The organism is Streptomyces sp. NPDC127119 (genome assembly GCF_042677425.1).
GTDB lineage: Bacteria > Actinomycetota > Actinomycetes > Streptomycetales > Streptomycetaceae > Streptomyces.
The window spans coordinates 14,698-27,529 of record NZ_JBHXTO010000125.1 but is presented as its reverse complement, the minus strand read 5'-3'; the positions used below and the strand labels follow the sequence as shown (position 1 = coordinate 27,529).

The window sequence follows — 12,832 nt, the reverse complement described above, 5'->3', positions numbered from 1 at the left end:
ACACCGCCCCGCGCTGAGCGTTCCTCAGACGGTCAGCGGTTCCCGTCGCAGGACCCTCTCGAACTGCGCCCGCAGCGCGTCCCCCGGCTCAAGGCCCAGATTGTCGGCGAGCCGCCGCCTGGTGCGGTGGTAGACGTCCAGTGCCTCCGCCTGCCGTCCCGACCGGTACAGCGCGTTGATGAGCTGCTCGCAGAAACGCTCGCGCAGCGGATAGCGCGCGTGCAGCGGATGCAGCTCCGTGATGATCTCCCGGTGCCGGCCCAGCCGCAGCTCGGCGTCGAAGAGGTACTCGTACGCCGTCAGCCGGGTCTCGGTGAGCCGGGTGTACGCCATCCTGCTGATCAGCCCTTGCCCGGTGTCCAGCAGCGCCGGGCCCCGCCACAGGGCGAGCGCCTGGTTCAGCAGCGGGATCGCCTGTCCGGGCGCGGACCTGTGGAGCGTGGCGGCCTGCCGGGTCAGATTGCAGAAGAGGGCGGCGTCGATGTCATTCTCGGGCAAAGAAAGCATGTATCCGAAACTCGATGTGCGGATCAGGTCACGCAGATGGTCCTTCCCGGTGTGCGTGTCAATGATGCGGCGAAGACGGGCGACATGACCGTGCAGGGAGTTCTCCGCATTGCGCGGAAGATCCTCGCCCCACAACTCGTCGATCAGATCACTGCGTGACACCGGCCTGTTGGGTGAGAGTGCCAGTGCGGCCACAGTCGCCCGGAGTTTCTCGCCGGGCAGACGCAGCGTGACGGGGCCATCCGTGAGTTCTAATGGCCCGAGCAGACGAACCTTCAATTTTTCCCCCGTGGTTCAAGCGTGCAGGAACGCGTGAGGGAAGGGTAATTCCCGCTTTCGGGCGGAGCAACGCGATTGCCGCAGAGGTGAGGCGTCCCACTGTCCGTGGTGTCATTCGCCTTTTCCGCCCCGTGCGTCCCGTTCCTTTCACGGCGGCTCACGGCGGCCCGGCGATGTTCTCCGGTTCCGCCCGGCGGCGGCGTTCATTCAGCTGCGGTAGGCGCGCAGCTTTCGGTAGAGCGTGGCGCGGGCGATGCCCAGTGCGGCGGCCGTACGTGCCTTGTTGCCGCCGTGACTGCGCAGCGCCTCCAGGATGGCGGTGCGCTCGGCGTGCTCCATCGGGCTCAGCGGCCGGGCCGGGGGTCCTTCCCGGACGGGGTCCGGCAGTTCCGCCCGCCGCACCGGTCCGACAGTCCGCCGGCCTTCGGCCAACGCCCGGACCAACTGGGCGAGTTCGGTGACATTGCCGGGCCATGTGTGCCGCTCCAGGGCGTGCAGCGCGTCCAGGGTCCAGGTCAGGGGCGGCTGGCCCGGCGCGGGCCTCGGTGTCAGTTCCGCCAGCAACTCCCTGATGTCGTCGGGGCGTTCACGCAGCGGCGGAAGGGCCACCGAGCGGGCGCCCAGGGTGTCGAGCAGCCGCTGGAGGCAGGGGTCCGGGGGAGTGCCGGGCGTGTACGTGACCAGGAGGGGCGCGTGCGGGCGGGCTTCGAGGCGGGAGGTGAGGAGCGAGTTGAGCGAGGCGGCGTCGGTCTGCGTGAGCAGTTCGGCGTGGCGGAGCAGGAGGGGGCGGTCGGGGGCCGACGCCGCGGTCCGGCCGCCGGCCGACGCGGCCCACCTGTCGATGGCGTCGGAGGTCGGCCGCTCCGCCGCGTCCACGACCAGCGGGGGCGGTCCGCCGCGCGCGGCCAGCAACTCCCTTGCCAGGAAGGCTTTTCCGGTGCCGCGTTCGCCGGTGAGCAGCAGGGGGCCACGGGAGCGGGCCAGTTCCGCCGCGCGGCTCGTCGCGTGCCGCCAGGGGACGGAACGCCCGGCGGGCGCGACGCGGGGCGGCCCGCCGGGGCGTACGGGCAGCCCGACGGGCGGTTCGACGACGGCGACCACGCCGATGACTGCGCCCTCGTGATGTACCTGCGTGATGCGCGCGGTGCCGGTGGCGTCGGGGAGGTGCAGGGTGTACGCGGGCGGGCTGTCCGGCCCGTCCGGCCCGTCCGGCCGGTTCGTCGCCGTGGTGCGTTCCAGCGCCTCCAGTGCCGACGGTGGCAGCAGGTCCGCCGCCGTCTCGTTGAGCAGGCGGTTGCGTCCGTCCAGCGCCACGACCGCCGTGCCCGGCCGGGCGGCAGCGCGCTGGTAGGCGTCGAGCAGCACGCGTTCCGCCGTGCGCGAGCGGGTCAGGAGTTCCGCCTCCACGGCCGCCACCGTGGCCTCGGCGAGGGCGGCCCCGGGGTGCGGCGAGCGCTCGGCGCAGAGGCCGGACGCGACGGTCACCGTGCCCAGGACGCGGCCGTTCTCCGGCGCCAGCACCGGAACGCTCACGGCGGACACGTCCTGCCAGAGGTCCAGGAAGTGCTCGGGGCCGTGCACCTCGGCGCGGCTGCGGCTGCGCAGGGCGAGTGCGGCGCTGTTGTGCCCGACCTCACGCTCGGACAGGTCCGGGTGCCTCTCCTCGTGCGGGGTGTTCCCGCCCGACCACAGGACCCGTAGGCGCTCGTCGGTGAGGACCACGGCCGACTGCCCGGAGGAGAGCGGGGGCTCCAGGCGGTCGAGCACCGGCAGGGCGGCGGTCAGTAGGGCGGACCCCGTTGGGGGTGAGGGCCGGGCGGGCTCCGTGAGGTCGTGCGGTACGCCGAAGAAGCGGGCGCGGCGCCAGGCGGCGGCGATCTCGGTCGGTACGTCGTCGGGCAGCGGCTGCCCGGTCAGGAACCGTTCGCGTGCGCGGCGGAGCGGTGTGTGGGTGGGGGAGTCGTTTGCGGTGGTCACGGCGGTGTCCACGGTACCGGGTGTTGTTGAAGGGGCAACGAGGGGTGGTGCCTGGGCGTGTGGGTTTGTGCGGGTGCGTTGTGGTTGGCCGCGCAGTTCCCCGCGCCCCTGAGGGGGTGGGTGGTCTGGGTCGTGGGGTTTGTGCGGGTGCGTCGTGGCTTGTCGCGCCGTTCCTCGCGCCCCTGAGGGGGCAGGGGTGGGGGGCCGCCCCATGGGCGCGGCGGCCCTGGGGGAGGTGGGCGCGGGACCATACTTGGATCGGAGGGGTGCTGGGACCCGGAGAGTGATCGAGAGGGTGGGAGTCGTCATGAGTGTCGATGCCGGTGGGGACACGGTCACCGACGAGGCCGTGCGCAGCCTCGGGGCGGATACCGATCCGCGGTTGCGCGAGGTGCTGAGCGCGCTCGTCCGGCACGTGCACGACTTCGCCCGCGAGACCCGGCTCACCCAGCAGGAGTGGGAGCGCGCGATCGGCTTCCTGACGGCGACCGGGCAGACGTGCACCGACACCCGCCAGGAGTTCATCCTCCTCTCCGACGTGCTCGGGCTGTCGATGCTCGTGGAGACCCTGAACGCCGACCGCGGCCCCGGCGCCACCGAGTCCACCGTCCTCGGGCCCTTCCACATGACGGAGTCACCCGTCCGCGACCTCGGCGCGGACATCGACCTCGTGGGCAGCGGCGAACCGTGCGTGGTCAGCGGCCGGGTGCTGTCCCAGGACGGCACCCCGCTGCCCGGAGCGACCCTCGACGTGTGGCAGGCCGACGCCCACGGCTTCTACGACGTGCAGCAGCCCGACGTCCAGCCCGCGGGCAACGGCCGAGGCCTCTTCGCCACCGACGCGGCGGGCCGCTTCCACTTCCGCACCTGCGTACCGAGCCCGTACCCCATCCCGACCGACGGCCCGGTCGGCGACCTGCTCCGTGCCACCGGCCGCCACCCCTACCGCCCGGCGCACATCCACTTCATCGCCGGCGCCGAGGGACACGCCCCGGTCACCACGCACATCTTCGTGGCGGGCAGCGACTACCTCGACTCGGACGCCGTCTTCGCCGTGAAGCGCAGTCTCGTCCAGGACTTCGCGGAGACCGACGACCCTGCCCTGGCACGGGAGTTCGGCATCCCGAACCCCTTCAGGCACGCCCGCTTCGACCTCGTACTGACTCCGGAGCGCACCACGTGAACTTCTCCTACGAGGCACAGCCCATGCGTGTCGTCTTCCGGCCCGGCGCCTCGGTGACCGCGACGGCCGGCGAGGTCGAACGGCTCGGGCTGCGCCGGGTGCTCGTGGTGTCCGGAGCGCGCGGCGCGGACACGGCGAGGGCGGTCGCGGACTCGCTGGGCGACCTCTGCGCGGGCGTGCACGCCGAGGCCCGTATGCACGTCCCGGCCGAAGTCGCGGACCGGGCCGTCGAGGTGGCGCGCGAGCTCGGCGTCGACGGCTGTGTCGCGGTCGGCGGCGGCTCGTCGATCGGCCTCGGCAAGGCGATCGCGCTGCGCACCGGCCTTCCGCTGATCGCCGTCCCCTCGACCTACTCCGGCTCCGAGATGACCTCCGTCTGGGGCCTCACCGAGCACGGCGCGAAACGCACCGGCCGCGACCCGTCGGTCCTCCCGCGCAGCGTCGTGTACGACCCCGGACTCACCCTGTCCATGCCCGTACCGCTCTCCGTCACCAGCGGCGTCAACGCCGTCGCGCACGCCGTCGAGGCGCTGTACGCCCCCGACACCTCGCCCCTGATCGCCCTGATGGCCGAGGAGGGCGTACGGGCGCTGACCTCGGCGCTCCCGGCGATCGCCGCCGAGCCGTCGGACCCGGAGGCCCGCAGCCGTGCCCTGTACGGGGCCTGGCTCTGCGGATCGTGTCTGGGCGCGACCACCATGGGCCTGCACCACAAGGTCTGCCATGTGCTGGGCGGCACGTTCGGCCTGCCGCACGCCGAGACGCACACGGTGGTCCTCCCGTACGCCCTCGCGTTCAACGCGCCCGCCGCCCCCGCGGCCGTCCACGCGCTGAACCGTGCCCTCGACACCGACGACGCCCCGCACACGCTGTGGACCCTCGCCGGAGAACTCGGCGCACCCCGTTCCCTCGCCGGACTCGGTCTGACGGAGGCCGATCTGAAGGTGGCGGCTGAGCTGGTCGCGGGACAGGCGTACGCCAATCCGCGCCCTGTCACGACGGAGGACGCGCTGACCGTGCTGGAGGCGGCTCACGCGGGCCGGGCCCCTCGCGCGGCTGCGACCTCATCCCCGTCCTGACATACGGCTCCAGCGATTCCCAGTGGCTGCGCGTCCCGCAAGCTATCGAAAGAGAAAGCGCTGTCATGCGTCTCGACAACCGTTTGCGGCCGCCCCATTCTTCAAGCAGGTTGTGGCATGAGCCTGACAGGAGACCTCATGATCAAGCGCAGATCACTGCTGGCGGCGGCGGGCGGCACGCTGCTGGGCAGTGCGCTGGCGACAGGCACCGCCCGGGCCGACGCGACCATCGCGGTCAACCCCGCGACCGGCTACGGGCGTTGGGAGGGCTGGGGCACCTCCCTCGCCTGGTGGGCCAACGTCTTCGGCACACGTGACGACTTCGCCGACATCTTCTTCACCACCAAGTCCGTGGCGTACGGCGGCAGAACCCTGCCCGGCCTCGGGCTGAACATCGCCCGCTACAACCTGGGCGCGTGCAGCCCCAACAGCGTGGGCGGCCAGAGCATGGTCGCCTCGCCCAACATCCCGGCGTTCAAGCAGATCGAGGGCTTCTGGCAGGACTGGAACAACGAGGACCCCACGTCCTCCGCCTGGGACTGGACGGCCGACGCCAACCAGCGCGCCGCCCTGGTCAAGGCGACCCAACGAGGCGCGGTCTCCGAGCTGTTCGCCAACTCGCCCATGTGGTGGATGTGCCTCAACCACAACCCCTCCGGAGCGTCCGGCGGCGGCAACAACCTCCAGTCCTGGAACTACCGCCAGCATGCCTCCCACCTGGCCGCCGTCGCCCTGTACGCGAAGAACAACTGGGGGGTGAACTTCGCGACGGTCGACCCGTTCAACGAGCCCTCGTCCAGCTGGTGGACCGCCACCGGCACGCAGGAGGGCTGCCACATGGACGCCACCGTCCAGGCGGCCGTCCTCCCGTACATGCGCAGCGAGCTGGACACCCGCGGGCTGTCCGGCGTCAGGCTCTCGGCGTCCGACGAGACGAGCTACGACCTGGCGCGCACGACCTGGAACTCCTTCGGGTCGTCGACGAAGGCGCTGGTCAGCCAGGTCAACGTGCACGGCTACCAGGGGTCGGGCGGTCGACGCGACCTCCTCTACACCGATGCCGTCACGACGGCGGGCAAGAAGCTCTGGAACTCCGAGACCGGCGACAGCGACGGCACCGGCCTCACCCTGGCGAGCAACCTGTGCCTGGACTTCCGCTGGCTGCACCCGACCGCCTGGGTGTACTGGCAGGTGATGGACCCCTCCACCGGCTGGGCGATGATCGCGTACGACCAGAGCACGCTCCAGCCGACGACCGTGCAGACCAAGTACTACGTGATGGCCCAGTTCAGCCGGCACATCCGGCCGGGGATGACCATCATCGACACCGGGGTCGGCTACGCGGTGGCCGCCCACGACGCGACCCAGAAACGCCTGGTCGTCGTCGCGGTCAACTCCGGCGCGGCGCAGACGCTCACCTTCGACCTGTCCCGCTTCTCCGCGGTCACCGGCGGCACGGGCGGACTCGTACGGCGCTGGAACACGCTCACCTCCGGCGGCGGTGACCTCTACACCGCCCGCTCTGACACCTATCTGAACGGCAAGAGCCTGAGCGTGCCGTTCGCCGCCGCGTCGGTGCAGACCTTCGAGATCGACGGGGTGACCGTGTGACGGTCCCGGCCCGGACACACTGACCAGGGCGCACTGACCAGGGCGGTGGTGCCGTCGCCCCGGGTGGGCGGGTGTCTCGTTATGAGACACCCGCCTTCGCGCGTCCGGGTCCAGGATCGTCATGAGCTGCGTGCCGTTTCGCCGGGGCTCCGACGCAGCCGATGAAAGGTGAACACCATGGCCCTCGCACTGCTTCGGCGCCGACGGCGGGAGCGGGCCTCCGGTGGCGGCGCGACGGGCGTCTCGCTTCCCCTCCCGCCCGGCGCGGGTGCCATCAGCCGTGAGGTCGTCGACCCCGTGGGCCAGCCGATGGGCGCGGCCGACGTGACGGTCACCGCGCTGGACACGCACCGGGTCGTGGCCCGCGGCACCACCGACCCGTACGGCTACTTCCTCGCGGCGCTGCCGCCCGGCCGGTACGGCCTGATGGTCGCCGCCGAGGGTCTGCACCCGCACCAGGAGACGGTCGACGTGCCGGCCGGACCCGCCGCTCCCGCGGAACAGATCGCACTCCAGCCCGCCCGCCGACTGGAGCTGCCGACGCCCGGCAACTGGCTCTTCGACCCGCCCCACACGGCGATCCGGTTCATCGCCAAGCATGTCGGCATGGCCCATGTGCACGGCCGCTTCGAACGGTTCGACGGCGGCATCCAGATCGCCGACGACATGGCCGACTCGCGGCTGCACGTCCGTATCGACGCGTCGAGCATCACCACCGGCAACCGCACCCGCGACGACCACCTGCGGTCCGGGGACTTCCTGGACGTCGAACGGTTCCCGCACATCGACTTCCACAGCACGCGGTTCGCGTACCGCGGCGGCAGCAAGTGGACCGTGCACGGCTCGCTGACGATGCACGGGGTGAGCCGGTCGGTGGGGCTGGACACGACGTATCTCGGCACGGTGAACGGGGGATACGGGGAGGAGTTGCGGTGCGCGGCGCTCGCGAAGGCGGAGCTGCACCGGGAGGACTACACGTTGAACTGGCGTTCGATGTTGGCCCGGGGTATCGCGGTGGTCGGCCCGACGGTCCAGTTGGAACTGGACGTCCAGGCGATGTACCGGACGCATGACACGCCTACGCCGCCGGGGTAGCTGCCGCTGGCTTCGTTCGTCTGCGGGTGCGTCGTGGCTGGGCGCGCAGTTCCCCGCGCCCCTGAAGGGCGACGCCTGCGGCGTCAGCTCGATTGCCTGCGGGTGCGGGTGCGTTGTGGCTGGTCGCGCAGTTCCCCGCGCCCCTTTGGAGCGTGCCCCGGAGGGGTGACGTCTGGTGGCGTCAGCTTTGTCCTGTCAGTAAGCGGCGGGGGTTCGCGATGCGGAATGCGTAGGCCGCTGCTCCGCCCAGGCCGTAGCCGGGGGTTTGTGGGGGGTCTGCGTAGGGGCGGTCCGTGCCTTGGACCAGTGCGGCTGTGCCCAGGGCGCGGACCATCGAGTCCACCGCGCGTGGGCCGTACGACGAGGTTTCCACGAAGACGTTCGGGTCGGTCTCCCTGTGGCCCTCCGCCCCGGCGCGGGCCACGAAGCGTTCGCCGTGCAGGGGTGCCAGGCCGGCCAGCAGCGCGAAGCACACCCGCAGCTGCGGATGGCGCGGCCTGCCGAACGCCCGGAACGCGAACCAGGCCGCGTGCATCTGCTGCACGTACGGCACCATCGCCGGCCACCACCCCGGCCGCTGGGAGTCCTCGGCCGCCGGGCCCGGGTGGATGAACAGGGGGAGGTCGCGGGCCGTCAGCAGATCCAGCAGCGGGGCGCAGTGCTCGTAACCCGCCGCGTCGGCCAGGGCGTTCGCCGGGAGTTGCAGGCCCGCGAAACCCAGGTCCAGGTATCCGGCCGTCGTCCTCGCGTCGATGTCGCGGACCCCCGCGGCGGCCCACGCGCCGAACGGGCGGGGCAGCTCCGCCGCGTCCTGGTGGTACGCGTCGAGCAGGGGGCGCGCCTCCGCCGAGGGGAGCCATTCCACGCCCAGCGGGGAGGACAACGAGATCAGCGCCCTGCCGAGGCCGTCGGCGACCGCCCGTTCGGTCCGCCGGGCGATGTCGTGGTCGGCGGGGGAGACCTCGTAGGGCGGCTCACCGGCCGTGTGCAGCGTCCAGCCGTCCAGGAACGGCGGCTCGGTGCGCGCCCGCAGCGCCGCGACGAACGAGCCGGTCCACAGATGCTGGTGTACGTCGACGTTGGTCACGAGGCTTCTTCCGTCAGGGCACGCAGGGCGTTCCGCACCTCGTCGGACCCCAGGATGTCATCGGTCACCCGGTCCACGTCCACCCCGCAGGGCCGGTCCTCGTCCAGGGGCGGGACCAGCTCGCGGATCGCCCTGTGGAGGAGGGCGGGGCCCTGTCCGAGCGTGGTGGGCGCGGCCAGGTCCACCGCCTGCGCGGCGGCCACGGCCTCCACGGCGAGCAACTGCCGCAGCCGGACCAGCATGGTCGACAGCCGCCGCGCCCCGAGCGACGCGTTGGTCGAGTCGTCCTCGACGCCGTCCGCGCCGTGCCGGGGGTCGGTGCTCACCGGCGCCGACAGGAGACGGATCTCCGCGACGAGCGCCTGTGCCGTCTTCGCCAGCGGCGCGAAGCCCGAACGCTCCGGGCCGTGCGGCGAGAGGTTCGCGGGCAGCCCGCTGAGCCCGGGGTTGAGCAGCCGCCGCATGCGTTCGGCGGAGATCGCGGCGGTCTGGGTCAGGGCGAGCGCGACGGTGTCGAGGGCCAGGGCGAGGGCCGGGGTGTGGAAGTTGCCGGAGGAGAGGATCTCGCCGGGTACGTCGTCGGTGGCGGGCAGGACCACGGGGTTGTCGCCGCATCCGTTGAGCTCGGGATCCAGCGCCGCGCCGGCGAGGTCGAGCGCGGCGTGCAGCGCTCCGTGCACCTGGGCCGCGCAGCGCAGGCTGATGGGGTCCTGGACCCGGCGGGCGTGCTTCGGATCCGTGAGGTCGCCGCCCGCCAGGAGTGCGAGGAGGTGTTCCGCCGCCCGGGACTGGCCGGGGGCCGGACGCAGGCCGAGGACCCGGGCGTCCAGGGGGCTGGTGTTCGCCCGGAAGCCCTCGAAGGTGAGTGCCGTGACCGCCTGGGCCAGGGTCAGGAGGGTGGCCGCCTCTTCGAGGACGAGAGCGCCGTGGCCTGCGGCCAGCGGGCTGGCGCTGCACAGGACGTGTCCGTCCTTGGGGCCCAGTTCGGCGGGGGTCAGCCCGGCCCGGCGCAGGGCCGCCGCGCCGTCGAGCACCTCGCCGGAGAGTTCGGCGCGGCCCTCGCCGATGACCACGAGGCCGACGTGGGCCATCTGGCACAGGTCCGAGGCGCCGATCGAGCCCACCTCGGGGACCAGCGGATGGACGCCGGAGTTGAGCAGGTCGACGAGCAGGGGCAGGATCCGCGGGCTGATTCCGCTGCCGCCGCCCGCCAGCCCGTTGACGCGGGCGATCAGGGCGGCGCGTACGACGGAGGCGGGCAGGGGGTCCCCGACCGCGTTGGCCCGGCCGCGTACCGTACGCACGCTGAACCGCGCGAGTTCGTCGCGCGGCAGGGCGTACGACGAACGGCTGCCGAGTCCCGTCGTCAGTCCGTACGTCGGCACCTGGCGGTCGACCACGTCGTCCACCACCGCGCGCTCGCGCGCCAGCCGGGGGAGCACCTCGTCCGCGAGGGCGACCCGGGCGCCGCGCAGGGCGACGGCGGCCACGTCCGCGCAGGACAGGGAGCGGCCGTCGACGGTCACCGCTTCCGTCGCCGCTCCTGCCGCCGATCCGATCGACGATTCGATCGCCGGTTCGATCACTGCTTCGGATTCCGCGGGGTAGGGGCCCGTCATGAGAACCGCAGCTTCTGTCCGAGTCCGCGCTCCCCGGCCTTCGCGAGCACGGCCGCGCCCAGGGCGATGTCGGACAGGGACAGACCGCGGTGCCAGAACAGGATCGTCTCGTCGGACCGTTCCCGGCCGGGCCTGTCGCCCGCCACGATCTCGCACAGTTCGCCGTGCAGGGTCGTCTCGCTGAGCCGGCCCGACTCGACGTGCGCGCGCAGAGCACCGAAGGGCCCGGACCGGCACTGGCCCCAGTCGTCGACGACGACCTTGTCCATGATGTCGGTGAGCGAGAGCTCGACCGCGCTCATCGTTCCGTAGGGGACGACGAGCGCGCCCGGCGCGATCCACTCCGTCTTCAGCAGCGGCTCGGGCCGCTCCAGCCGGGACGCCTCCACGACGATGTCCGCGCCCTCGACGCACGACTTCCAGTCGTCGGTGACGATCACGGGCTTGCCGAGGTCGTCCTCCAGCCGCTTCGCGAAGGCCTCGCGGCTCTCCGGGCGGCGCGAGTGGACGCGGATCTCGTCGAGGTCGAAGATCCGGTCGAGCAGCCGGACGTTCCAGTACGAGGTGGCGCGGGCGCCGATGTGACCCAGGACCTTGGAGTCACTTCTGGCCAGGTGCCGTGCGCCGAGCGCGGTGAGCGCGCCGGTCCGCATCTCGGTGATCGCGGTCGCGTCCAGCACGGCCAGCGGCATGCCCGTACGCGGATCGAAGAGGTTCAGCAGAGCCATCTCGGAGGGCAGACCGGACTTGTAATTGTCGACGTAGTCGCCCACGATCTTGACCCCGGCCATGCCGAGCGGGGCGACGTAACCACGCAGGACGTTGAAGTGGCCGTTGAAGGCGGGGTCGGGTGTGAGATGCACCCGTGGTTCGATAACCGTCTCGCCGTGACCCTGGGCGAGCAGTCCCTGTTCGACGGCATCGAGTACTTCGGTGTCGCTCAGTTCCAGCTGTTCGATGTCGGAACCGTTCAGGAACGTGAACCAAACGGGGTCAAGTGCGGTCATTCCGGGCGTCCTCTCACTTTCTTCGGACGAACGTAACGCCCCGTTTACAAAAGGGGATTGACTGAAATTCAGTCACGAACAACTCTGCATGACGATATGCAGTCGGGTAAGGGGCAGCTTTGATCAGATTCGACGCGGTGAGCAAAAACTATCCCAACGGCACCACAGCCGTGGACGCACTGTCCCTGGAGCTGGCCGAGGGCGGCCTCACGGTCCTGGTCGGCCCCTCGGGCTGCGGCAAGACCACGACGCTGCGGATGGTCAACCGCATGGTGGAGCCGTCGGCGGGCACGGTCAGCCTGCGCGGCCAGGACATCCGGGAGGTGGCCGCCCCCGAACTGCGCAGGGGCATCGGTTACGTGATCCAGCACGCCGGGCTCTTCCCGCACCGGACCATCCTGGACAACGTCGCGACCGTGCCGCTGCTGCTCGGCTGGGGCAAGAAGAAGGCCCGCTCGCGCGCGGCCGAGCTGCTGGAACTGGTGGGACTGCCGGCCACGATGGCCAAGCGCTACCCGTACCAGCTCTCCGGCGGGCAGCAGCAGCGCGTCGGGGTCGCCAGGGCGCTGGGCGCGGATCCGCCCGTACTGCTCATGGACGAGCCCTTCAGCGCGGTCGACCCCATCGTGCGCGGCGAACTGCAGGCCGAGTTCCTGCGGCTGCAGAAGGAGCTGCACAAGACGATCGTCTTCGTCACCCACGACATCGACGAGGCCATCAAGCTGGGCGACCACATCGCGGTGTTCCGCACGGGCGGCAAGCTCGCGCAGTTCGACACCCCGGAGCGGCTGCTCGCGCACCCCGCCGACGACTTCGTGGCGGACTTCGTCGGGCAGGACCGCGGCATCCGCCGGCTCTCCTTCGTCCAGGCCTCCGGTCTGCCGCTGCGCGAGGGCCCGGTGCTGCCGGTGACCGCTCCCGTCGCCGACGCCCGGTCCCTGGGCGAGCCCTGGGTGCTCGCCGTCGACGCCGCCCGTCGTCCCCTCGGCTGGGCCGCGACCGCCGACCTCCCGCCCGGCGGCACCCTGGCGGACGCGACGCTCGCCCCGCTCGGCCACACGTTCGCCCTGGTCGGCGACTCGGCGCGGGCCGCCCTCGACGCGGCCCTCCTGTCCCCCTCCCGCCTCGCGGTGGGCGTGGACGCGGACGGCGCGGTCGCGGGGGTCGCGGACGCGTACGAGCTGTCCGCCGCGATAGCGGGGGCGTCGGCACGCGCGGGCGCCCCGGCCGAGACAGCCGCCCCGGCCGAGCAGACCGGGACAGCCGCCCCGGCCGACGCATCTGCCCCGGCCGAGCCCGCTGCACCGATCGACACGACCAAGTCGGCCGTACCGGCCGCACCGGCTGAGTCGGCCGACCCGGCTGCTCCGGCCACGTCGGCCGGCACG

The 12,832-nt window shown here is 72.0% G+C and carries 9 protein-coding genes and 1 pseudogene; 5 read left to right on the top strand and 5 right to left on the bottom strand.

The window, feature by feature from the left end; all coding sequences use genetic code 11:
* Positions 1-24: 24 nt before the first annotated feature.
* Positions 25-786 (bottom strand): BTAD domain-containing putative transcriptional regulator, encoded by a 762-nt coding sequence (locus ACFVH5_RS34875; RefSeq protein WP_385837678.1) that lies wholly within the window; start codon positions 784-786, stop codon positions 25-27.
* 207 nt (positions 787-993) lie between these two features.
* On the bottom strand, positions 994-2,763 hold the full coding sequence (locus ACFVH5_RS34870; protein ID WP_385837677.1) for a sigma-54-dependent Fis family transcriptional regulator: 1,770 nt from the start codon (positions 2,761-2,763) through the stop codon (positions 994-996).
* A gap of 307 nt (positions 2,764-3,070) precedes the next feature.
* Between ACFVH5_RS34870 and ACFVH5_RS34865 the strand changes: the two genes are divergently transcribed.
* The 4 genes from ACFVH5_RS34865 (at position 3,071) to ACFVH5_RS34850 (ending at position 7,731) form a co-directional block, all read left to right on the top strand.
* Complete coding sequence (locus ACFVH5_RS34865; RefSeq protein ID WP_385837675.1) at positions 3,071-3,946, top strand: dioxygenase; 876 nt, start codon at positions 3,071-3,073, stop codon at positions 3,944-3,946.
* Positions 3,947-3,969: 23 nt separating this feature from the next.
* The gene (locus tag ACFVH5_RS34860; RefSeq protein WP_385837682.1) at positions 3,970-5,025 is read left to right on the top strand and encodes a maleylacetate reductase; all 1,056 of its coding nucleotides are present in this window, start codon (positions 3,970-3,972) and stop codon (positions 5,023-5,025) included.
* Positions 5,026-5,163: 138 nt separating this feature from the next.
* The gene (locus tag ACFVH5_RS34855) at positions 5,164-6,636 is read left to right on the top strand and encodes a beta-1,6-galactanase (RefSeq protein ID WP_385837681.1); all 1,473 of its coding nucleotides are present in this window, start codon (positions 5,164-5,166) and stop codon (positions 6,634-6,636) included.
* A gap of 177 nt (positions 6,637-6,813) precedes the next feature.
* A complete protein-coding gene (locus ACFVH5_RS34850) occupies positions 6,814-7,731 on the top strand; it encodes a YceI family protein (protein WP_385837674.1) in 918 nt (305 codons plus the stop codon).
* Positions 7,732-7,912: 181 nt separating this feature from the next.
* Here ACFVH5_RS34850 and ACFVH5_RS34845 read toward each other — a convergent pair whose 3' ends face one another.
* Genes ACFVH5_RS34845 through ACFVH5_RS34835 form a run of 3 tightly spaced genes read right to left on the bottom strand, consistent with a single transcriptional unit; the run spans position 7,913 to position 11,444 of the window.
* Positions 7,913-8,818, bottom strand: coding sequence for an amidohydrolase (locus ACFVH5_RS34845; RefSeq protein ID WP_385837673.1), 906 nt, complete (start codon positions 8,816-8,818; stop codon positions 7,913-7,915).
* Positions 8,815-10,437, bottom strand: a complete 1,623-nt coding sequence (gene hutH, locus ACFVH5_RS34840) for a histidine ammonia-lyase (RefSeq protein ID WP_385837672.1) — start codon at positions 10,435-10,437, stop codon at positions 8,815-8,817. The genes ACFVH5_RS34845 and hutH overlap by 4 nt, the downstream gene beginning before the upstream one ends.
* Complete coding sequence (locus ACFVH5_RS34835; protein WP_384807300.1) at positions 10,434-11,444, bottom strand: ornithine cyclodeaminase family protein; 1,011 nt, start codon at positions 11,442-11,444, stop codon at positions 10,434-10,436. Before ACFVH5_RS34835 ends, hutH begins: the two co-directional genes overlap by 4 nt.
* Positions 11,445-11,563: 119 nt before the next feature.
* Between ACFVH5_RS34835 and ACFVH5_RS34830 the strand changes: the two are divergent.
* Positions 11,564-12,730, top strand: a pseudogene (locus ACFVH5_RS34830) (ABC transporter ATP-binding protein); the annotation flags it as partial.
* Positions 12,731-12,832 lie beyond the last annotated feature (102 nt).

What these genes read in the sequence shown, in the direction of transcription:
- ACFVH5_RS34850 (WP_385837674.1), top strand. Translation starts at nt 6,814, where the DNA reads ATGGCCCTCGCACTGCTTCGGCGCCGACGGCGGGAGCGGGCCTCCGGT.
- hutH (WP_385837672.1), bottom strand. Translation starts at nt 10,437, where the DNA reads ATGACGGGCCCCTACCCCGCGGAATCCGAAGCAGTGATCGAACCGGCG.
- ACFVH5_RS34865 (WP_385837675.1), top strand. Translation starts at nt 3,071, where the DNA reads ATGAGTGTCGATGCCGGTGGGGACACGGTCACCGACGAGGCCGTGCGC.
- ACFVH5_RS34835 (WP_384807300.1), bottom strand. Translation starts at nt 11,444, where the DNA reads ATGACCGCACTTGACCCCGTTTGGTTCACGTTCCTGAACGGTTCCGAC.
- ACFVH5_RS34860 (WP_385837682.1), top strand. Translation starts at nt 3,970, where the DNA reads ATGCGTGTCGTCTTCCGGCCCGGCGCCTCGGTGACCGCGACGGCCGGC.
- ACFVH5_RS34855 (WP_385837681.1), top strand. Translation starts at nt 5,164, where the DNA reads ATGATCAAGCGCAGATCACTGCTGGCGGCGGCGGGCGGCACGCTGCTG.